Source organism: Salmonella sp. SJTUF15591, from assembly GCF_043356435.1.
In the GTDB taxonomy this organism is placed as follows: domain Bacteria; phylum Pseudomonadota; class Gammaproteobacteria; order Enterobacterales; family Enterobacteriaceae; genus Salmonella; species Salmonella enterica.
The window spans coordinates 80,326-102,055 of record NZ_JBEUJO010000006.1 but is presented as its reverse complement, the minus strand read 5'-3'; the positions used below and the strand labels follow the sequence as shown (position 1 = coordinate 102,055).

At 48.4% G+C, this 21,730-nt stretch carries 17 protein-coding genes, 3 tRNA genes and 6 pseudogenes; 13 read left to right on the top strand and 13 right to left on the bottom strand.

Going from position 1 to position 21,730, the window contains the following annotated elements; genetic code table 11:
- Positions 1 to 45 precede the first annotated feature (45 nt).
- A complete protein-coding gene (locus tag ABVM99_RS15220) occupies positions 46 to 963 on the bottom strand; it encodes a DUF808 domain-containing protein (protein WP_111763698.1) in 918 nt (305 codons plus the stop codon).
- Positions 964 to 1,132: 169 nt separating this feature from the next.
- Between ABVM99_RS15220 and yedA the strand changes: the two genes are divergently transcribed.
- Entirely contained in the window at positions 1,133 to 2,053 is a 921-nt protein-coding gene (gene yedA, locus ABVM99_RS15215; RefSeq protein WP_001212264.1) for a drug/metabolite exporter YedA, read from the top strand.
- Here yedA and ABVM99_RS15210 read toward each other — a convergent pair.
- The 4 genes from ABVM99_RS15210 to drpB form a co-directional block, all read right to left on the bottom strand.
- Entirely contained in the window at positions 2,042 to 2,512 is a 471-nt protein-coding gene (locus tag ABVM99_RS15210; protein ID WP_000785978.1) for a very short patch repair endonuclease, read from the bottom strand. The genes yedA and ABVM99_RS15210 overlap by 12 nt on opposite strands.
- Entirely contained in the window at positions 2,493 to 3,923 is a 1,431-nt protein-coding gene (locus ABVM99_RS15205; protein ID WP_052938247.1) for a DNA cytosine methyltransferase, read from the bottom strand. The genes ABVM99_RS15210 and ABVM99_RS15205 overlap by 20 nt, the downstream gene beginning before the upstream one ends.
- A 73-nt stretch (positions 3,924 to 3,996) precedes the next feature.
- A complete protein-coding gene (locus ABVM99_RS15200; protein WP_052938246.1) occupies positions 3,997 to 4,692 on the bottom strand; it encodes a phosphohydrolase in 696 nt (231 codons plus the stop codon).
- A gap of 79 nt (positions 4,693 to 4,771) precedes the next feature.
- Positions 4,772 to 5,083, bottom strand: a complete 312-nt coding sequence (gene drpB / locus ABVM99_RS15195; RefSeq protein ID WP_000107435.1) for a cell division protein DrpB — start codon at positions 5,081 to 5,083, stop codon at positions 4,772 to 4,774.
- Between the two features lie 649 nt (positions 5,084 to 5,732).
- Between drpB and ompS1 the strand changes: the two genes are divergently transcribed.
- On the top strand, positions 5,733 to 6,929 hold the full coding sequence (ompS1, locus tag ABVM99_RS15190; RefSeq protein ID WP_023194545.1) for a porin OmpS1: 1,197 nt from the start codon (positions 5,733 to 5,735) through the stop codon (positions 6,927 to 6,929).
- A 259-nt stretch (positions 6,930 to 7,188) separates the two neighbouring features.
- Here the strand turns inward: ompS1 and ABVM99_RS15185 are convergent, their stop codons facing one another.
- From ABVM99_RS15185 to ABVM99_RS15155, 7 genes and pseudogenes are all read right to left on the bottom strand, one after another.
- Positions 7,189 to 7,377 carry a hypothetical protein gene (locus ABVM99_RS15185; RefSeq protein ID WP_024131109.1) on the bottom strand — a complete coding sequence of 63 codons (189 nt, stop codon included), beginning with the start codon at positions 7,375 to 7,377 and terminating at the stop codon, positions 7,189 to 7,191.
- Positions 7,378 to 7,387: 10 nt separating this feature from the next.
- The gene (locus ABVM99_RS15180) at positions 7,388 to 7,600 is read right to left on the bottom strand and encodes a cold shock domain-containing protein (RefSeq protein ID WP_000208509.1); all 213 of its coding nucleotides are present in this window, start codon (positions 7,598 to 7,600) and stop codon (positions 7,388 to 7,390) included.
- A gap of 454 nt (positions 7,601 to 8,054) precedes the next feature.
- Complete coding sequence (locus ABVM99_RS15175; protein WP_023194544.1) at positions 8,055 to 9,323, bottom strand: Y-family DNA polymerase; 1,269 nt, start codon at positions 9,321 to 9,323, stop codon at positions 8,055 to 8,057.
- Between the two features lie 2 nt (positions 9,324 to 9,325).
- A complete protein-coding gene (locus tag ABVM99_RS15170) occupies positions 9,326 to 9,745 on the bottom strand; it encodes a translesion error-prone DNA polymerase V autoproteolytic subunit (RefSeq protein WP_000394197.1) in 420 nt (139 codons plus the stop codon).
- A gap of 749 nt (positions 9,746 to 10,494) precedes the next feature.
- Positions 10,495 to 11,313, bottom strand: coding sequence for a hypothetical protein (locus ABVM99_RS15165; RefSeq protein ID WP_023195380.1), 819 nt, complete (start codon positions 11,311 to 11,313; stop codon positions 10,495 to 10,497).
- A 480-nt stretch (positions 11,314 to 11,793) separates the two neighbouring features.
- Positions 11,794 to 12,039: pseudogene (locus ABVM99_RS15160) on the bottom strand (hypothetical protein); the annotation flags it as partial.
- Positions 12,040 to 12,329: 290 nt separating this feature from the next.
- Positions 12,330 to 12,419, bottom strand: a tRNA-Ser gene (locus tag ABVM99_RS15155).
- 88 nt (positions 12,420 to 12,507) lie between these two features.
- Here ABVM99_RS15155 and mtfA point away from each other — a divergent pair.
- The 9 genes and pseudogenes from mtfA to ABVM99_RS15110 all read left to right on the top strand — a co-directional run bounded on the left by mtfA (position 12,508) and on the right by ABVM99_RS15110 (position 20,870).
- Positions 12,508 to 13,305 carry a DgsA anti-repressor MtfA gene (mtfA, locus tag ABVM99_RS15150; protein ID WP_000598920.1) on the top strand — a complete coding sequence of 266 codons (798 nt, stop codon included), beginning with the start codon at positions 12,508 to 12,510 and terminating at the stop codon, positions 13,303 to 13,305.
- Between the two features lie 100 nt (positions 13,306 to 13,405).
- Positions 13,406 to 13,481, top strand: a tRNA-Asn gene (locus ABVM99_RS15145).
- Positions 13,482 to 13,685: 204 nt separating this feature from the next.
- Positions 13,686 to 13,870: pseudogene (locus ABVM99_RS15140) on the top strand (Arm DNA-binding domain-containing protein); the annotation flags it as partial.
- Between the two features lie 421 nt (positions 13,871 to 14,291).
- Positions 14,292 to 14,367 (top strand) — tRNA-Asn (locus ABVM99_RS15135).
- Between the two features lie 165 nt (positions 14,368 to 14,532).
- Entirely contained in the window at positions 14,533 to 15,057 is a 525-nt protein-coding gene (locus tag ABVM99_RS15130) for a hypothetical protein (protein ID WP_001219027.1), read from the top strand.
- A 474-nt stretch (positions 15,058 to 15,531) separates the two neighbouring features.
- Positions 15,532 to 16,403: pseudogene (locus ABVM99_RS15125) on the top strand (integrase domain-containing protein).
- 23 nt (positions 16,404 to 16,426) lie between these two features.
- A pseudogene (locus ABVM99_RS15120) lies at positions 16,427 to 16,705 on the top strand (transposase); the annotation flags it as partial.
- 683 nt (positions 16,706 to 17,388) lie between these two features.
- On the top strand, positions 17,389 to 19,083 hold the full coding sequence (locus tag ABVM99_RS15115) for an SEL1-like repeat protein (protein WP_077684082.1): 1,695 nt from the start codon (positions 17,389 to 17,391) through the stop codon (positions 19,081 to 19,083).
- 56 nt (positions 19,084 to 19,139) lie between these two features.
- Positions 19,140 to 20,870: a hypothetical protein gene (locus tag ABVM99_RS15110; protein WP_023195377.1), complete on the top strand. Its 1,731-nt coding sequence runs from the start codon at positions 19,140 to 19,142 to the stop codon at positions 20,868 to 20,870.
- Between the two features lie 57 nt (positions 20,871 to 20,927).
- On the opposite strand, the pseudogene ABVM99_RS15105 reads toward ABVM99_RS15110, so the two are convergent.
- Positions 20,928 to 21,032: pseudogene (locus ABVM99_RS15105) on the bottom strand (DUF520 family protein); the annotation flags it as partial.
- A 47-nt stretch (positions 21,033 to 21,079) separates the two neighbouring features.
- Between ABVM99_RS15105 and ABVM99_RS15100 the strand changes: the two are divergent.
- Both ABVM99_RS15100 and ABVM99_RS15095 read left to right on the top strand, forming a co-directional pair.
- Positions 21,080 to 21,253, top strand: coding sequence for a hypothetical protein (locus tag ABVM99_RS15100; protein ID WP_000957535.1), 174 nt, complete (start codon positions 21,080 to 21,082; stop codon positions 21,251 to 21,253).
- Positions 21,254 to 21,419: 166 nt separating this feature from the next.
- Positions 21,420 to 21,517, top strand: a pseudogene (locus ABVM99_RS15095) (DUF4102 domain-containing protein); the annotation flags it as partial.
- Between the last annotated feature and the right edge of the window lie 213 nt (positions 21,518 to 21,730).

Genomic DNA, 21,730 nt, shown 5'->3' with positions numbered 1-21,730 from the left:
ACCTTAGACGAGGATGGACAATTTTGCATAATTCATTCTAGAAAATCAGTGCGAAACACCGCGAATTTTCGCCACACCTTTCACCAGCGCCACCACAATGGCGCCGATAATAAAGCCGAGCACCAGATTCAGCCCCGCAGGGATCGTATGCGCCATGAAAGGCCCCTGCTGCTGCGCAAAATGTTCAATGGCATGGTGTAGCGGCGCAATACCGTGTACGACAATCCCGCCGCCGACCAGAAACATCGCCAGCGTACCGACAATGGATAATGCTTTCATTAACCAGGGCGCGATAATCAGTAATCCTTTACCGACGCCCTGCGCCAGCACGCTACGCTTTTCCGCCAGCCAGTACCCCATATCATCCAGTTTGACAATAATACCCACCAGGCCATACACGCCAATGGTCACAACCAACGCAATCCCCGCCAGCACCAACACCTGATTAAGCAGCGGCGCCTGCGCGACAATCCCCAGGGTAATGGCCACAATTTCAGCGGACAGAATGAAATCGGTACGGACCGCCCCTTTTACTTTATCTTTTTCAAAGGCCAAAGGATCTTGCGCAGCCAGCGCCTCAAGACGTTTTTGCCGCTCCGCCGGGTCTTCTTTGTGTTTTCGCGCCTCAAAGGTATGCAGGACTTTTTCTACCCCTTCAAAGCAGAGAAACGCGCCGCCTAACATTAATAAAGGCGTAATGGCCCACGGGATAAATGCGCTTATCAGCAGCGCCAACGGCACCAGAATAACCTTGTTGATTAATGATCCTTTCGCCACGCTCCATACCACTGGCAGCTCGCGATTAGCGCGAACGCCGGTCACCTGCTGCGCATTGAGCGACAGGTCGTCCCCCAGTACGCCCGCGGTTTTTTTCGCGGCCAATTTGCCCATTACCGAAATATCGTCCAGCAGCGTGGCGATATCGTCGAGTAATGTCAGTAAGCTACTTCCTGCCAAAATGATTTCCTCGGTCTTTTCTTCTAAGACGTTAAGTATGTAGCAAAACGCGCAATGCCGAAACCGGCGGCGCGGGTCAACGCCTTTTTATTCCAAAAGGACAATTATAATACTCGCCAGCATAATAATTTTGACGTTTACTATATTCACCCTTTTTATTTCACCGTGAGTGATTATGCGTTTCCGGCAGTTATTACCTCTTTTTGGCGCGCTTTTTGCCTTGTACATCATTTGGGGGTCTACCTATTTTGTTATCCGCATAGGCGTTGAAAGCTGGCCGCCGCTGATGATGGCAGGCGTACGTTTTCTCTCGGCGGGGATGTTGCTCATGGCGTTTTTGCTGTTGCGCGGCGAAAAACTTCCGCCGCTGCGCCAGACCATCAACGCCGCGCTGATTGGTCTACTGCTGCTAGCGGTGGGTAACGGTCTGGTGACGGTGGCGGAGCATCAAAACGTGCCATCGGGCATTGCTGCCGTCGTGGTCGCCACTGTCCCGCTATTTACGCTGTGCTTTAGCTACTTTTTTGGTATTAAAACGCGCAAATTAGAATGGGTGGGGATTGCCATTGGACTTGCCGGGATTATTCTGCTGAACAGCGGCGGCAACTTAAGCGGCAATCCGTGGGGCGCGATTTTGATCCTGATAGGTTCGATGAGCTGGGCATTTGGTTCCGTTTACGGCTCGCGCATCGCCCTCCCTGTGGGCATGATGGCGGGCGCGATTGAAATGCTGGCGGCGGGCGTGGTATTGCTTTGCGCGGCGTTTCTTTCCGGCGAAAAGCTCGCCACGCTGCCTGGCTTATCGGGGTTTATGGCCGTCGGCTACCTGGCGTTGTTCGGTTCTATTATCGCCATTAATGCCTATATGTACCTGATTCGCAACGTCAGTCCGGCACTGGCGACCAGCTACGCCTATGTGAATCCGGTTGTCGCCGTGTTGCTTGGCACCGGCCTGGGCGGCGAGAGGTTATCGCCCGTTGAATGGGCCGCGCTGGGTGTGATTGTGTTTGCCGTAGTGCTGGTGACTCTGGGTAAGTACCTGTTTCCTGTCAAGGCGGTGGTCACGCCGTGTAAAACGGAAGATTCACGCCAATAGATGAATCCCCTGGGTGTCGATCTGCGCGCTAGCGCCGCCGCCGCAGATCCACTCTTCCAGGCGCTCTGCCAACGCCGCGTCGCTCAATTTCGCTCGTCCGCGCAAGGCGCACTCCCAGACGATCAGCACCCGCCAGCCAAGCGCCTGTAAACGCTGAATATCGCGCTCATCGCGCTCAACGTTCTTACCGATTTTTTCCAGCCAGAAAGCCGTTCGCGTGGCCGGTACTTTGAACAGATAACAGTGGTGATGATGCCAAAAGCAGCCGTGAGTAAAAATCACACAATCATAGTCATTCACCACAAAGTCCGGCTTGCCCGGTAATGTCGCGTCCTGAGTATGAAACGTAATCCCCTGCGCGCTTAGCAGGCCGGCAAGACGTTTTTCAATAGCCGTATCGCGGGTTGCTATCGCGCGCATATTTTTACTGCGCGTGGCTTTATCGTGAACGTCCGCCATCTACCGTCTCTCTCTGACGCAGCGTCACCGCCTGGTGAATTTTGGGTTCCAGCAGCTTTGCTACCGCGGCAAATACCGGCACCACCACGGAGTTGCCAAACTGGCGATAGGCCTGCGTATCCGAGACAGGTATCCTGAACTGGTACGTTTGCGGCGCCTCAAATCCCATTAAACGCGCGCACTCTCTCGGCGTGAGTCGGCGGGGACGATGTTGTTGGTTGCCAGCATCGTCGAAATTCACTTCGCCTTTCGCCATATCCCAACCACGATCGATCAGAATTTCGGCGCCATCTTTGTAGTAGCGAGCAGATAACGTGCGCGCCACACTTTCCGGATTGTCAGGATAAACCATGCCATAGCCAAAACCGTTTCCCCGCGCCTGGTGCTTTTTCGCGTAGCGATATAAATATTTCCACAGCACCGGCGTCAGGATATATTTGGCTTCGACGACGGGCTCCAGCAGTTCTGCCAGCGTCGGACGGCGCGGTGGATAACAACGGGCGATATTGCGTAACGTAAAATCGGTTTTCAGGTTTAAATCGCGACGGAATCCCACTAACACAATACGTTCCCGATGCTGAGGAAGAAAGTGCTGCCCGTCGATAATTTTCGGATCGTCCGGGCCATTGTCAGCGGCATCCGCCACGTCATATCCCAGTTCATCGAGCGTTTGCATAATAATGCGGAAGGTGTTGCCCTGGTCGTGACTTTTAAGGTTTTTCACGTTTTCCAGCACAAACAGCGCGGGGCGGCGAGCGTCGATAATTCTTACGACATCAAAAAATAACGTCCCCTGAGTCTCGCAGGCAAAGCCGTGGGCGCGGCCCAGCGCATTTTTCTTGGAAACGCCCGCCAGAGAAAATGGCTGACAGGGAAAGCCCGCCAGCAGGACATCATGTTGCGGAATATGCTGGCGAATGTGTTCCGCCGCCTCATCATCGCTGACCCCTTCCCGGTGGCTCAACGTGATATCGCGGATATCTTCATTAAAGCGATGTTGCAGCGGATCGCAAAAATAGTTCGCTTTATATGTCCGTACCGCGTGCTTATTCCATTCGCTGGTAAACACGCACTGTCCGCCTATCGCTTCAAATCCGCGGCGAATGCCGCCGATGCCCGCGAAGAGATCGATAAAACGAAAGGCGTAATATGGATGATGCGCTGGCGGCGTCGGCAACTCTGTTTTAAGACAGGTGAGTTCATTGTCGCTCAAACGATGCCATGCCGCGTTCATCATTACGCGCTTGAAGATGGCCGGGCTCCAGTGCTGTTCGCCCAAGCCGTTAAGGTGCGCCACCAGCGTTTTAACATCGTAGATTTCCAGCAATTGACTCAGCATCGCCTGGATCTCGCTTCCGGCGTCGTCGGCGATGAGGTTCCGGGCGTGTGTTACTGAAATATTTTCCTGCATACATTTAACCGGCCAAAAATAATTGCCGACAGACTAACATAAAATGACGCGGTTTACGTTTCAGCGGCAGGGGTTACTGATGCGTAGCAAACATCTGGATGACCGCCTCATCCCGTGTTTCATAGTCGCCTTTCAGCTCAGCGCTCAGTTTCGCCATGTACGACACCAGAAAATCCGCATTACGCTGCGCCAGGCACTTGCCCCGTTCGGTCTGCATCGTCAGCGGCAGTTTCAGCAGTTTGGTTTGAAAATGGTCGAGCGCGAATTGCTTATCGTTAAGAGGCCGTCTGTCGGCAAAGGGATCGTCGGCATCAAACAGCGCGACGCCCAGCGCGCCGGAGACCGCGAAGACCCGCGCCAGACCAATGGCGCCCAACGCCTCCAGCCTGTCTGCATCCTGCACGATTTTTGCCTCTGGCGCGGTAGGCGCAATTTTTGCGCTGAAGCTATGCGCTTCGATAGCATGACAAATGCCCGCCAGTTTTTCTGCCGGAAAGTCAGGAAAATCCCGCAGAAAAATACGCCGGGTTTCTGCCGCCGCCAGAATGGAAGAACGATGCCGCTGCGGATGATTTTTCGCCAGGCTGACGATGTCATGGAAATAACATGCCGATAGCACCACCAGCCAGTCGACAGGAACGTTTTCCCCGAGCGTTTGCGCGGTTGCCCAAACACGACGAAAATGGAAGATGTCATGGGCGGCATCCTGTTCCTGGTGGTGGTGACGTAGCCAGTCTTCAAACTGCGATTGCCAGTATCCTGAGTCCATACGCCCTCTCTTTATAGCAGACCATTTTTATTACATGCCTGAGCACAGGGTTCGCTATCCTGACATATCCGCCACCACTTTACATCCTTGCGTGCTTGCGCGTTTCTGGCTGAGTGTCGGCGGGATACCCCCTGTTTTTGCGAGGCCGGGTGTACCAGGCAATACTCCCCAGAATAAGCCAGACGACGCCCAGCGAAAGCGCGTTAAGCCATTTTTCCGTTGCGCTGCCAGGAGTGCTGATTGGGCCGAGAACCGGCTCGGTTTGTATGGCGGACATCAGCCACACGCAACGCGCCATCGCCCAGATGAAGTAGCCGCAAAAGGTATAAAAAACCCATAACGCTAATTTACCGCCCATGCTACGGGTGGCGTTGTCCTCCCTGGTACTCAAACTTTACTCCGCTTTTGTGATGTAAGTCATATGACATTAATTACATTATAATGTGATATTAGTCACATTTCGACCATGGAATACCTTATCCACCTGTTCTGGTTATTCATTCCACAAATAGTTTATTCTCAGTTAATGTTGCGTCTGGCGCTGAACCTGCTGTTAAATAAGGGAATGGTGATTGAATCGCACTCTGATGCAGAATAACCCATAACCAGAACAACTTATTTTTACGCACCGCGATAGCGTTTTATTTTATTAGCATTAAGTGTCAGAATGATTCGGTTATTAGCCTTTTATCATTTATTTTATCATTACCCACATTACCGGCATTTATGCCGGTTTTTTTTATGCTTTTTCATAATCAAAGCTTCAAATACATATAAAAAACAAATTATATTCACACCAGCAACCATCAAATCAAAACACATAACTCATTGATAAAAAATGATAATTATAGAATATATATTCTTAGTTATTTATATAGCCAGTATTATAAAAAACCAAACAGAAACAAATTGAAATATTTTAAATACCTTTGTTACATGTTATTTTTTAAATTACATGAACTTCATAGAATAGTATCAATTTGTAGTTTTGTTGAAGTGGCTACATATTCATATAAATTATTATCATAAGGGAATACATAATGAACAGAAAAGTTCTGGCACTGCTTGTCCCGGCGTTATTAGTGGCAGGCGCAGCAAATGCGGCTGAAATTTATAATAAAAATGGCAACAAACTCGACCTGTACGGCAAAGTTGATGGTCTGCGTTACTTCTCTGACAATGCAGGCGACGATGGCGACCAGTCCTACGCCCGTATTGGCTTTAAAGGCGAAACGCAAATCAACGATATGCTGACCGGCTATGGTCAGTGGGAATACAACATTAAGGTAAACACCACCGAAGGCGAAGGTGCAAACTCCTGGACTCGTCTGGGCTTTGCCGGTCTGAAATTCGGCGAGTACGGCTCTTTCGATTATGGCCGTAACTATGGTGTTATCTACGACATTGAAGCCTGGACCGATGCGCTGCCGGAATTCGGCGGTGATACTTATACCCAGACCGATGTCTATATGCTGGGCAGAACCAACGGCGTTGCCACCTACCGTAATACCGACTTCTTCGGTCTGGTGGAAGGCCTGAACTTCGCGTTGCAGTACCAGGGTAATAACGAAGATCCTGGCGCAGGCGAAGGAACAGCCAACGGCAGCGATGCAAATAGTGGTTCTCGCAAACTGGCCCGTGAAAACGGCGACGGTTTCGGTATGTCTACCTCCTACGACTTTGACTTCGGGTTAAGCCTGGGTGCGGCCTACTCTTCCTCTGACCGTACGGACAATCAGGTTACTAGTGGGCGTAATGATGGCCATCATTACTATGCCAATAGCTATGCCGGCGGTGAAACTGCCGAAGCCTGGACCGTAGGTGCCAAATATGACGCCTACAATGTTTACCTGGCGGCCATGTACGCTGAAACCCGCAACATGACCTATTATGGCGGCGGCGATGGCGGTAATGGCGGTATCGCTAACAAAACCCAGAACTTTGAAGTGGTTGCGCAATATCAGTTCGATTTCGGTCTGCGTCCGTCCATCGCCTACTTGCAGTCTAAGGGCAAAGATTTAGGCGGCCAGGATAAAGATAGCCGTGGTAACTATCGTTACACCGACAAAGATCTGGTTAAATATGTTGACGTCGGTATGACTTACTACTTCAACAAAAATATGTCCACCTACGTTGATTATAAAATCAACCTGCTGGACGAAGATGATGACTTCTACGCAAACAACGGTATTGCAACCGATGATATCGTAGGTGTTGGTCTGGTCTACCAGTTCTAAGACGCTTTATGTTATTCAAGCCCGTGCTTAGCGCGGGCTTGTTATTATAGGGCAAGAATTAAATAACGGATAACGGCGCAAAGACAGGTGACCTGGCTTCATCGGATAGATGAAGACAACGTCGCTTTTTTCAGGCGCTGTCTGCAAGAGAAATAACACCTTTGGGGAAAGGTAAATGCCACTATAGATGATGGATGTCAGCGTCTATAGATGATAATCATCCGGGCATAAAAAAGCTCCGGTACGGAGCTAATATGAATTATTTTCTAAAATCTGGCGGAACCTGCCCTGAGCGAATGTATAATCCAACATTATCAAAAGTGATCATGGTTGACTTACAAAAAATACATTTCGCGCCAAATGGGTTTTGCTCAGTAACATCGAATGTCGATGTTCTGTATTGTGAACCATGGCAACATGGACACCGGAAGTGAATTTTATTAGTAATATCAGTTGCCTTAAAGCGCCACAACGTTAACCGCTGATGGACCTTTTGGTCCCTGCTCTACTGAAAACTCCACTTCCTGATTTTCATTCAGAGTGCGGAATTCATTACTTTGAATGGCTGAAAAATGCACAAACACATCTTTGCTGCCATCTTTAGGCGTAATGAAACCAAAGCCCTTTTCAGGGTTAAACCATTTTACTAAACCAGTGATTTTCGTCGTCATAATATTGTTACCTTTTGAATGAGCCCTTGGGCAAAATGGCCTGAAGAAAATTATCAGAGAGAAAAAAACCTAAAGGAGATCTCAAGAGGAACAAATGATGAGAAATATTACAATCACTACTTCAGATAAGTTTGTATCAAACCGCACAACCATTAACGCATGGTTAACTGCACATAGCAAGCTTTAGTTTTGTTAAAAAAATATTAATTGTTTTTTAGCATTATCACGCTGATTGCCATACTCTTTTTATCCATGCCCGTCGCTACGGCTGAAACCTGGCGTAAATAAGTGACGTCTCACAACGCCTACCTGGCAATAAACGCGCCACATTTCCTGATGTCGTAAACCAGGATACATGCGCCTCATCGTGAGAGGTTCCTGTGATCTTGTGCGACCAAAACCGGTTAGAGAACGGGGATGATTTGGCAACTATCTCAGGCATTGATCGCACAAGTTACTTAACACGCAGTAGATCAGAGTATCTTGTGGTGTACCGAGGCGAAAGCATTTCTCGCTTCATAGCCCACTGTTGCGACATCCCCTGCCCGGCGAAGTACAGCGTCCCCTTCCCGTCTTTTGCGTTAAGATGGTCCAGTACTTCCATCAACTTCGCACTACCGGCGCGCGGCGCGTTATCGTCGAAAAGGTTGAGTTGCGCTACGCCCTGACTGAAGAAGTCACCCAGCATCACCCCCGCTTTCTGGTAGCGATGGCCGTCGCGCCAGATTTTATCCAGGCATTTCACAGCCGCATTGATAATGTCGCGTGAATCCTGCGTGGGGGTGAGAAGCGTCACCGCGGCGCTGTTACCGTAGTAGGGCTCGTTCAGGGCAAAGGGGGATGTTTTGACGAATGTTGAGATGAAACGGCAGTACTGGTGCTCGCCGCGGAGTTTTTCTGCCGCGCGCGCAGCGTAGCTGTAAATAGCCTGGCGCATTTCCTCATAGTCTGTGACCCGCTCGCCGAAAGAGCGGCTACAAACGATTTCCTGCTTTGCCGGCGCAAACTCTTCAAGCTCCAGACATGGCTCTCCGCGAAGCTCTCTCACGGTACGCTCCAGCACGACATTGAAGTGTTTCCTGATGATCCAGGTACTTTGTTCAGAGAGATCGAGAGCAGTCTTGATGCCCAGGGCATTGAGCTTCTTACTGATGCGCCTGCCGACACCCCAGACATCCTCTACGGGTATCAGGGCCAGCAGCCGACGCTGGCGATCGATGTTCGATAGGTCAACCACCCCGCCGGTCTGGCGCTGCCACTTTTTCGCAGCATGGTTAGCCAGCTTGGCAAGGGTTTTCGTCTGGGCAATGCCTACACCGACAGTCAGGTGCGTGCGCTTCAGGACCGTCGCTCTTATCTCGCGCCCGAAATCTGTCAGATCCCGGCAGTTTCGTACCCCCGTCAGATCACAAAAAGCCTCATCAATGCTGTAAATTTCTACCCGCGGCACCATCTCCTCGAGTGTGGTCATTACCCGGTTCGACATATCAGCGTAAAGCTCGTAATTACTGCTGAAGCAAACAACACCGGATCGCCGGAAGCGTTCTTTCTGTTTGAAGTATGGCTCACCTGGTGCGATACCGAGCTGTTTCGCCTCGGCGCTACACGCGATAACGCAGCCATCATTGTTTGATAACACCACCACCGGTCGGCCACATAAATCAGGACGAAAGACCGTTTCGCAGGAGGCGTAAAAGCTATTAACATCGCAGAGCGCGAACATAATCAACTGACCGCTTTAATGATAAAGGTCACCACCCCGAATATGTCGAGCGTGTCTTCACTGCCGACAGGTATAGGTCGATAGGCGCCGTTCATGGGGATTAACTGCACTGTCGGGCGCAACTGCAACCGTTTTACGGTGAACTCTCCTTCAATTGCCGCAATTACAATGTCACCGTGGTCAGCGTTCCGTGAGCTATCCACCACCAGCAGGTCACCGTCGCTGATGCCTGCTTCAATCATTGAATCACCCGTGGCTTTGACAAAATATGTTGAGCTGGGATGAGAAACGAGCAACTCATTAAGATCGATACGCTGCTCAATGTAGTCCGCCGCGGGGCTAGGGAATCCACACGGCACTAAGTAACTGAAAAATGGGAGAGGAATAATTTCGCGCAACTCTGTAGGTCTGAAAAATTCCATAATCCATACCTCGAATACTGTTTTTATATACAGTAGTATTATTTGAACATGCGCGCAAGATACCGGAGTCGCTGCGGCTGTTTAAATCTTCGTCGCTTCGTTTGTAAGTTTCTCTCTCAGTTCAAATTATGGGTTTTGTAAATTTTCCGGTTGTATTGTCATGTGCGCATATTTAAGCCAGCCTGGAGGCCAGATTTTCTGTACAGCGTCGACAGTCCCGCAGCGTAAGCTATCGCCACGCGCCAGCGCGTTTCCCTGACAGCAATTAATCTTCTGCCCGGCGCCCATGTCTACAGGGGAACATTTCGGGCAACAGGCCGGGTGCGATGATTACCGAGGACGACGGCGTTAAGTCGCCGCGAGTGACATCACTGTGAATCCCGATGGGGTACAGCGAGCTTCATGGATTTACTAAAAATATAACAGACACAAAAAATAGTTTTATTTTTCATTATGATTAATATCAGTTTGCATATTGGAAATAAGGATAACTGACCAGAACACCATGATAAACACTGACAACAAATTAAAAGCGTAGTATTTTTGATTTGCGGCAACAAAATTAATAAGAGTCATGGTAGCTAAAAAAACTCTTTTTCTTTTCCTGTACAAATAAGATAAAAATCGCTTCATCCACCACCGCAAGAATATGTATATTATCTGTTATTACTATTTCGATAACACAATATCAAATTAAATATATCTCTATTACCTATCCATTAGTGTAATTTTCTTAAACTGAAAATTTATCATTTACAGCCCAAACTCTTACGCATTTTTTCTTTTAATGGCTCGGCTACTTCTGGACGTAATTTTGAGTATAAATTTTGTACATTTTCACAGCCAGCAGGTTGGCCTGATGATAAAGGTTCTATTTTCGTCAGGATATTCCACAAAATATAAATTGCAAATGCGATTAGCATTATACTTAAAAAATAAATACGGATACCCCGAGCATTAAACAACGCAGGGACATTTGATGTTTCTTGTTTAACGGATGGCACATAATTTACGACCGGAGCAGCAACCTCAGGAATAACAAGTTGTTTTCCATACGGAACGAAGTATGCAGAAATATGCTCTGGGCTATAACGCTGTTCAACACGTTTCCACTCATCTGACGGAATGAGTAAGAACGATAATGTATCACTAAAAGTGCTGTTCTGATATACCCGCAAACTATATCCACTATTAGCCAATATATGCTCAATACGCACCAGTTCTGTATCAAAACCATCACTTCCCATTGGGTAGTGATGAAACACATACTGCGTATCAACCAAATTTATCGTTGCTGTTTCAATCTCACTGTCATAATCGAATTTGACCGTGACAGGCTTCCCTCCCTGATTATCTGAAAGTGCCTCAAGCAGGCTAAAAGTTCCCTCTTTCCAGTCAATATTAATTCCGTAGATACTCATAAACAGCGCCTGGTAGTCCTCTAATGCAGACTCAGACAGCCACGGCTCTTTATGTTTCTCCAAAAAAAACTTACGCCTTAAAGAGGCTTGTTCATCATCATTGGCAGCAAAAAAATCAAAAAACTCATCCTGTTCTGGTAATTGCATCGTGGTTCCATCCAGTATTTTATTAATCAAAAACCGATCCCAGCAGCTAATTTCCTCTGCTGTCTATGATAGAATAGAATATGTGATCTCAAAGCGTCAAGATGACAAGACCAAACGAGCACGCATCCATTCAACAAATGAATAAACTCTGTTAATACAAATAGTTTTAAAAATGATTTATCTGGACAACTGAAATTATCTTTATACTGATAGCAGTACAGCCATTTCTGTAAGTTTAAATGACAGATAAAAAACACGGACAAATCGTTTTACGTTATTTCCAATATTTTTCAATATCTGCCCTCTGTTTTTTACGTAATCTCTATGTTGTCGCGACGGGAACAATAATAGCGAATTCGCGTATGACGTTTTAGGGGCATTCATAAAAGGGTTTTTTGAAAAACATGAAGAGAGATGAACGGAAAAAGGTTCGTTAAGGCTGGATGCGATCACGTTCGCTTACGGCGAACGTAACCCTTTTTACCTGGCTGCATTTTTCTTCTTCTTTTCGTCCTCAACATGCTTATCAACAGGTGAGTCTTTTAAGCGATTGTTTTGCATGATGTCATCTTCAAGCGATTTTAGATAGCTTGCATCAGTCAGCAAGGCTATTGCCAGCGTTTTCGCATAAAATTGCGCGTGGCTTCGTGTCGTAGGATTTACCGCGTAGGTTCTGGCAAGCTCATGTCCAGGGGAGGCGGTATCACCACTGAAAATGATTTCGCCTCTTTTCCTCCATCCTCCAGCAATCCATTTCCTTTAAGATACCCTTACAAGATCCGTGTGAAGCAACGGCAGTTAAACTGTTTTGTCACCAGAGATGTGAGATGGGCGTTGCAAAAGAGTGTGAGCTTGTGAGCTAAAGAAGATAAAAGTGGATGCCCGACGCGCAGCAAAATGGTAAAAAACAGCATCAGTAGTAAGAAAAATCGAGCGAGTGAAAGAAATTTTAATGCAGGGATTTATGTATGACGAAATCAAAAACGCTTTGTCAGTGATTGATTTTGTTGAATGATTGGCGGAGAGAGGGGGATTTGAACCCCCGGTAGAGTTGCCCCTACTCCGGTTTTCGAGACCGGTCCGTTCAGCCGCTCCGGCATCTCTCCGTATATTGCAATGATGCCAGGTAATTTGGCATTTTAACAGACCCTATTCGGGTAATTTTGTTCAAGTGACGAGTTTACGAGCAAAACGATGATTAAGTGGCCCTGGAAAGCACAAGAAATAACCCAGAACGAAGACTGGCCGTGGGATGATGCGCTAGCTATACCTCTTCTGGTAAACCTCACCGCGCAAGAACAGGCTCGGCTTATTGCGCTAGCCGAACGTTTTTTGCAGCAGAAAAGACTGGTAGCGCTACAGGGATTTGAGCTCGACTCGTTAAAAAGTGCACGTATTGCGTTAATTTTTTGCTTACCGATCCTGGAGCTCGGTATTGAGTGGCTTGATGGTTTTCATGAAGTGCTCATTTATCCCGCGCCCTTTGTGGTAGATGATGAATGGGAAGATGACATAGGTCTGGTGCACAGCCAGCGTGTCGTACAGTCGGGGCAAAGCTGGCAACAAGGGCCCATCATTCTGAACTGGCTGGATATCCAGGACTCGTTCGATGCTTCGGGTTTCAACCTCATTATTCATGAAGTCGCGCACAAACTGGATATGCGTAATGGCGATCGCGCCAGCGGCATCCCTTTCATCCCGTTGCGCGATGTGGCTGGCTGGGAACACGATCTCCACGCGGCAATGAATAATATTCAGGATGAAATCGATCTTGTTGGCGAAAGCGCTGCCAGTATAGATGCCTATGCCGCCACCGACCCTGCAGAATGTTTTGCCGTGTTGTCAGAGTATTTTTTCAGCGCGCCAGAACTGTTTGCTCCACGTTTCCCGGCGCTATGGCAGCGTTTTTGCCAGTTCTATCGCCAGGATCCTTCTCAGCGCTTACGGGTAAGCGCTGCCGAAGGCGACTACGGCGAGGAATCCGAACATTAATTCCTCACTTTGTGGGTTAATTAACCAATTGAATTGGCGCGTTAATTTTACTGTTGACACGTTATAGCCGGCCCAGTATTATGCGCCTCGTTGAAACAATTCCTCTGTAGTTCAGTCGGTAGAACGGCGGACTGTTAATCCGTATGTCACTGGTTCGAGTCCAGTCAGAGGAGCCAAATTAAGGGAAGCAGACGTTCACTGACGTCTGCTTTCTGCATTTATATCAACTGATTAACCCCTTCTTCAGGTTCACTCTCGTTTACTAAAAACCACTCGAAGCCATACCCTTTTGCTGGTAAAGCTGGTTCGATTTGCGTTTTACCAGCACGCGGAGGGAACCGTCATGTCACTGACTGATACTAAAGTAAAAAATGCCAGACCAACAGAAGGTGTTTTCTATTGGGGTTTACCTTGCTATATCGCTTGCTGATGCCAGACAACGCCGTGACGAGGCCAAAAGGCTGCTGGCTCAGGGGATTGATCCGAACGCAAAAAACAGGCTGATGAAAAAATCCTTCAGGAAAAGCGCGATAAAACCCGCTCGTCCCGTGTCGTCGCCAAAAGCTGATGCGCCATAATTCTGCCTATGATATTGACGGAAATCTTTTCGCCTGCACCAGAAATTTATCTGCCATTTCCGCTACCGGCGTCAGACTGCCTGTATCAACCATTTTCACAAAATATTTCACGTCTAAAGTTCATTCTACCCCCTGCCCTTAATCTCTACGGCGTTATGTCTCAGAATTATTTGCCAAGTGCCTGCCAGTTTTTCACGTTTCATCAGACGCTGGTACATAGCCATTGCGGTAAGGTCACAGCATTTGACTTGTGCAATTACAGACAAAGTTGCGCCATGCCGGGGCAAAGCAGGGATTAGATCAAAACTTCAACGTTTTGTTGTTTTTGTCAGCAAACAAACGCGCAATCTTATTTCCCCCTTTGACAAGCCGATCGCACATCGTTACTATGCGCCCCGTTCACACGATTCCTCTGTAGTTCAGTCGGTAGAACGGCGGACTGTTAATCCGTATGTCACTGGTTCGAGTCCAGTCAGAGGAGCCAGATTTTAGTTTCGGGACATCCTGGTGAGTCCGGAGACGTTTAAAAAAAACAAGAACTTATCTTTACCCGGTTGACCTGATAAGGTTTGCCGGGTTTTTTGATATCCATAGTTTTTGGGGCTTAATCGGGGCCTCACGGTTCGTTGAGTAAATGGAGCCCCCTCCTATGGCATTAACCGATACCGCTGGCGGCACGCAGACCGATCCGGGTACAGGAAAATCGTCAGAAAATCCACCCGCCGATCCACCGTCAGATGGTCCCGCTTCTGAAAAACCACACGACCCACCCGCCGATCCCAATAAGCCCACGCCACCGAAAGAAGAAACGCCGCCCGGCGCGCCGGAGAAATACGCGTTCACCGCCCCTGAAGGTCAGGAACTCGATACCAGCGCGCTGGCGCAGTTCGAACCAGTGGCGCGTGAACTGAACCTGACGCAAGAGCAAGCGCAGAAGCTGGTGGACGTCTATCCGAAAGTGCTGGCGGGAGTGCAACAACAGCAAGCGGAGTCATGGCAGAAGCAAACAGAAGACTGGGCTGCGGCAGTTAAAGCCGATAAAGACATTGGTGGTGACAAGCTGGCGTCTAATCTCGGCGCAGCTCAGCGGGCTATCGACACGTTCGGTACCAAAGAACTGAAAGAGTATCTCGATGGTACCTGCGCCAGATCTCTGGTCAATGCTGCACCGTGACGGAAGCGATTCCACCCGGCACCCGTTACCACATCAACGCCTTTTACTTTACGGGCTGCGGCCTGCAAAGACGTCCGGCTTTGCTGCCGCGTGACCGTAAAACAACACCAGAGTCTGCGATCTTTCGCGTACTGCACTCGACCAGTGCGTCACTTTCGTCGCGCAAAGCGACAAAGTGACGCACAACCACTACACCGCGCCATGCCCCTGTTTTCGGGGTTCCGGCGTTCATTCCCGAATCTGACACGCCTTTTTGGGGCCGCTGTCAGCAAGAAAGAAGAGAAAAAGATCGATACCGAGGGGGGGCATGATGCCCCGGAGAATTTCTGCTCATGCAGGCAGCCTGTACCGCGTACAGTCTGAAACTCCCTATACCTCAACAAACTGCCACTCCGGCGTAAAGGTATCGTTCTGGCGCAGCCAAAAAGCATACGCCGGAGACTGTTTGTGTTCTCAAAATCACAGGAGAAGTGTATGGGCAAGTTAGGTGGTGAAATGAAGGCACTGGCAAAGCACTGTGGCGGTAGCCATAAAACGGTGCACGATCGCATTCATATCGTGCAACGTTTCGATCACCACTTACGGGCTTTGAACGTCCATATCCAGCGGGTTGCGCAGATTAAGGTGCGCCACATTGAAAGCTATATTCATGAAAGGTTGGCGCAGGGGATCGGCAAACGCACGCTGCAGAATGAAATGGCCTCGCTGCGCGCTGTTCTGCAACAGGCCGGGCGTAAACAGGTGGCAGAGCATGAGTGGCTGACTAATAAATCGCTGGGCCTGGCTGGTGCATCGCGCAGCGGGACGCGACAGGCGATCACGGCGGAACATTATCATCATGTGCTGGAGACGGCCCGCATGAAAGATCCGGGACTGGCGGCGGCGCTGGAACTGGCGAGGCTGATGGGCTTACGTTCACAGGAAGCGGTGCAGAGCGTGCAATCGCTGAAAACGTGGAAACAGGCCATTGAACGCAGCGATACGCGCTTAACCGTGGTGTTCGGCACCAAAGGCGGGCGGCCCACGAAACGGTTATTCTGGATACTATAGCTGTCAGAAAAGCGCTGGATAATGCGCTGGCTATTGCAGAAAGCCGTCATGGCCGACTGATCGACAAACCGGATCTGAAAAGCGCGATGGACTACTGGCACAACCAGGCGGCGCGTATTGGTCTGACTGGCGCATATTCTCCGCATTCCCTACGTTATGCGTGGGCGCAGGATGCCATTAGTCACTATCTGGCGCAGGGGTTCAACAGGAAAGAAGCGCTGGCAATTGTGGCGATGGATCTGGGGCATGGGGACGGGCGTGGGAGGTATGTGGCGCAGGTGTATGGGCAAATTTGACAGTTGGCTAAGAGCGAGAAGCGGATGGAGCAGGTTACCACAGTTCACAGTTAGTGAAAGACTGGGCGGAGGTGGTAAATATCAGGCTGCATTACCTTCCCCCTTACAGTCCAAACCTGAATCCGATAGAACGAATGTGGAAATTAATGAACGAACATGCCCGGAATAATCGCTACTTCAGCAGTACGCGAGAGTTCAGGGACGCAATATCTGTCTTTTTTAACCAGACGCTGCCGGATATAGCGGACTCACTGACATCCCGAATTAAAGATCACTTTCAGGTGCTCACTCCCGCATCTTGAGGTTTATTGGGTATATAATCGTTAATAATCATCAACGCGTTATTATCAAATTAAAAACAACGCGCTCATAATACTTAAATTATTCTTACTGGTAACTGAAGCAAACTCTCTCCTGCCAGAATATGCTCCTCGCATCCTTTACATTAACTCTTTGTTTCTATAGCATGAAATAAGTTTCAGGGAGTTATTATTCATACAAGGAGAACATCTTGAAGAAAACATTCATAACAATTATAGTTTCATTATATTGCGCGAATATATGTGCAAAACAATCCCCCAGTACAGAATCCAAACCCGTTAATTTCATCGCCCAAATTGAAAATATCGATTTTAATAAAACCGCCATTAGCAGTGACCTGAAACTTTTACTCGCCGACCGTTATTATTTTAAAGATAAAACACCCTGTAATACTAATACCCTTTCTGCGCGCGCAGAATCAATGGGACTGACGACAGAAAAATATATTAATAAAATACGCAGTTTAAGGCCGGCTATTCTCGATGACCGTTATTTTTACCTGACGGTCGATCAGTGCGATGCTGGCGGCACGCCCATGCTGACTGGAATCGAGCTATGTACCGAAGCGCTGTGCGGTGCCGAATACATGAAAAGATCGTCTGACTTGTGGCTGGATGATGAACTGCAACCGACGGTTAAACGTCAGGCAACAACAATAGTCCATATGCCCCTCCCCTATGACAAAGAGAAAAAATTATGGAAAGTCACCGGCTGGTATCTGGAATCCTCAGAAGAAACAGGGGAGGTGATGCAGAGTAAACAGATAGCCTTTGAAGGCTATACTAACGAAGAAAACTTCGCTAACCGACAACGTGTTTCTGTATTTAAATCTTTCTATGAAAGCGGCAATCTCAAAAGTATTTATCATTATAATGCGCAAAATAAGCGTGACGGAAAAGCTGAAACTTACTTTGATGAAAAAGACAAAATAGCGGAAACGCTGACGTTTAAAGATGGTCAACCCGAAGGGGAATACATCGTATACCATGAAAACGGAGCCGTTGAAAGTAAACGTTACTTTGCCCAAGGTAAAATTAAAGATGGCGAATGCCCACATTTTTATGATAACGGCGTTTTAAAACAAAAACACAGCTATTTAAATCAGAAACTGGAAGGCCCGGCATTTGAATATTTCCCTGATGGGAAAATAAAGGAGAAATATTCATACAGTAAAGGCACCATTGTCGGCACCAGTACGGAATATTATTCTACCGGTAAAATTCGTGGTGTTTACCACAGAAATAACCAAGGTGAAAACGACGGAACGTTCGAACAATACAGTGAAGAAGGCAAACTCCTTTCTAAAGCGACCTATAAAAATGGCAAACAGCTTTCTGCTCAGAGCTGGTATGGGAATGGGCATCCCAAAGAAGAATCCTCTTTTGATAGTGAAGGCCGTAAACATGGTGCGGTCAAAGAATGGTTCAGCAACGGAAAGCCTGCCTCATCCAAAATGTATAAACATGATGTGTTAGACGGGGATTCCGAAAAGTGGTACGAAAATGGTCACCGCGAATCAGTCTATCCCTATAAAAACGGTATGCTAAATGGGGACGCTAAGCACTGGAATGAACAGGGCAAACTCACCTATACCACCGAATATAAAGACGATAAAAAGCAGGGAGCCGATCGCCGCTGGAGCGAACGTACCGGCAAACTTGTTGAAGAGGTTATGTTTGCTAATGATGAAAGAAACGGCCTGAAAAGAGAGTTTAACGATCGTACGGGTAAGGTCTTAAGTGCGCTGCCCTATGTCGATGGCGACAAGGAAGGTACAGAAGAAGTCTATGATGAAGACGGCCTAAAATACATCCGTTGTTACCACAACGATGAAGAGCTTTCAGAGCTATATGCGCCGACTGACGTCACCAATAAGGCAAAGCAGGGTGACAGCACTGCGCAATATCATTTAGGTAAGTATGAGTTTGAATGCACAAACTACGATGCGGCGATGAAATGGTTAACTCAGTCCGCAGAGCAAAATCATCCCGGCGCGCTTCTCTTTTTGGCCTATGCGTACAACGACGGTGATGGCGTAGCGCAAGACAGCAAAAAATATCTCTCCTATTTATTCAAAGCGGCAGAGCTTGGCGAAAGTGATGCGCAGTTAGAAGTGGGATATTTAAATCTTATCGGCGAAGGAATGCCGAAAAACCTGCCGGAAGCCTATAAGTGGATTAAAAAATCCGCTGACCAGGGAAATGCTCAGGCGCACTATAACCTTGGACTCATGTACAGGAATGGTGATGGCGTTGAGAAAGACCTCAACAAAGCCAAACTTCATCTTACAGCGGCGGTAAAAGGCGGCGTCAAACCTGCACTGGCAGCCTTAAAGGAATTAACGCCTCAAACTAAGTAAATATGACTTTGCTGTAAAGAGGCTATTCAAACGGAACTGAAAGGATACACGTTGCTATGAAATTTAAATTCGCCACATTACTCACAGCCGCCACGGTTTTTTACTCTTATCAGAGCGTTGCACAAAGTCAGCAATCGCCTGATGTCTGGTCAGTTGTCGAACAGAAACTGCAAAATGCCGTCCCTTTAAATGAAAACACTACTTTTAAATCGCAGGCAGCCTGGTTTGAATTACACAGGGAACTGTTTATGTACGGCCCGATGAGCCGTGCGGATGCATTACTGAAAAAGCTGGACACACAGTCGAATGATGCGAAGTTTTCGCTAAACCATGAGGCCTCGTGGATCGCTGAAAATAATAGCCCGGATGCCGCGATGGTTTTTCTGTCCAAAATTGGTCTCGATAAACCGTCGAGCATTACCGCCTACGAGAGTTACGTTGATGGCTGGGTTAATCGCAAACAGCCTGAAAAAGCCTTAGCCCTTCTTAGCAAAAATGCCGACGCGAGGAATTTTTATTTAGCCACGGTTTTAGAATCCTGGCACTCAGAGCCTGATAAAACCGCCGCTATTTATAATGAAAATTACGCTGATAAAATTGTTGTTCCTTATACTCAGCTAAAAATGCTGCTTATTATTGCGAAGCAGTACCATGCCAAGGGCGACACCGCAAAGGCGTTGGTTTACGCAGATAGCGCGCTGAAAATGTTTGATACGGCTATTGCTCAACAACCGAGTGCTGAAGCCTACCGTTATCAGGAGTATCTCGACCTGATGGAGATCTATTACGCCACGGGTAATAAAGAGAAGGCGATGGCGTTGTCTGCGAGATTGCGCAAAGCAACCGACAATAAAGGAAGCTATTTCCAGTATTCATTACCGGGATTGCTCTCTTTTTATAAGAAAAACGAGCTGACACAGAATTATCAGGAGACGCTTTCAACCTATGTGACGCAGGTCGATAAAATATTCAATTTTGCCCCTTCGCCGCGCATTGAAATGGAGCTGATTGATTTATTAAGCAAGCTTGGTGATGTTGCGCTGATGAATAAGCGTATCGATTTGCTGATGAGCGCGCCGGAATATACCTGCTACGACGACAGGTATTGCTACGAGTACAAAATCAAAGCGCTGAAGAATCTCTTTCAGCATAAGCAGAATGCTGTGGCGGAAAAGCATATCGCAACCCTCTCCGCCGAGGCGCAAACCCTGACGTTCGCCGAATGGGAAGATGCAACAAATGAAATGGGTGAAGTACTCAAAGAAATTGGTCATCCTGAGGCAGCGCAAAAATTAGCCGTCAGCGCCGAGGCGATTTACCTCAGCCAGGCAAAAGCCTGGCCTGATGAAGATATGTCGCGTTCCTTTCAAAGACTTGCGGAGCTTTACGGCTATGGCAACGACACGGTGAATGCCAAACGGGTGTTACACCAGCACGTTCCCTCTCTCGAAGAGGAGGCGATGATCGACCACTACATGAATGCAAAACAGTGGAGTCAGGCAAGGGAATTGATGATTAACGCAGATAGGGTCGATAATAAAAATCTGATGCTGTTACGCCAGATTTGTGCTGAAAACACGCCCGAGTGTCAGGAACATATTACCTTTACGCTGAAAAAATTAACCACGCAGGCGTCGATTACCCGCCAGGACGACACCGGTAATCAGCAGCTTTATCAGATTGGGAATATTTTTCACAGATTGGGTATCATACCGGGAGCGGAACAGCAGGCGCTGATTCAGGCGTTGTATAACAAGGCCGCAGAGCCTAAAAAAGCCACGCCTTAATCGATTTACCCGCCCTGCCACCTTTCTCACATGCGGGAAGGCGGCGGGCGGGAAAAATCAATCGCGGAAGTTTTTGAACTGGAACGGCTGGCCCAGATTGCCGCCGCGCACCAGCGCCATCGCTGCCTGCAGATCGTCGCGGGATTTACCGGTCACACGCACTAACGTAAATTCGAATCCAAACCCACAGAGATTACCGCAAGATATTAATGTTGACCCAACACCGCCTGCCGGAAGACCCGCGCTGGAACGCCCTGCACGAGGAGTTCAGCTTTGACGACGACGACAACCTGCTGGGCATGAACATGCCGCCCGAAGGTGGCGAGCATCAGGCGAAAGTCAAAGGCGACCGCCTGCTGCTACAGGGCAGACCACCACTATGAGTACGGCGAGTTCGGCAATCCCATCGCTGACCGCTGGGGCAAGGCGCAGTGCCGGGAGCACCGATTTGAATGGAACGGCGAGCACCGGCTGGTGCGCTTTACTGACGTGCGCCAGCTTTGCGCGCCACTCGTGGCGCTATGAGTTCGATAATGGCGTGACCACCCTATATCCCTGTCCGACGCGAAAATCCGCAGTATCAAGCCTTTTGATAACCCCTTTAAACTGATCGATTCACACGATTGTATCTGCTTGTCAATCCGGGCTTGTGGGTCAGGCGCTCAAGGAGCGTGAAGTGTGGCGCAATGTTTTCGCCTTCCGGCGCGTTTCCTGGCGTAGACGTGATTATCGGCGACAGGTCTCCGGCGATGGTGATGAAGCTCGCGGCACAATAAGGCCTTGGCGGGATGCAAAATCGCCTCCCGCTAAGGCTTCATTCAGCCGCTTTTCATATCACATAAATACGCCTCTTCCACTCC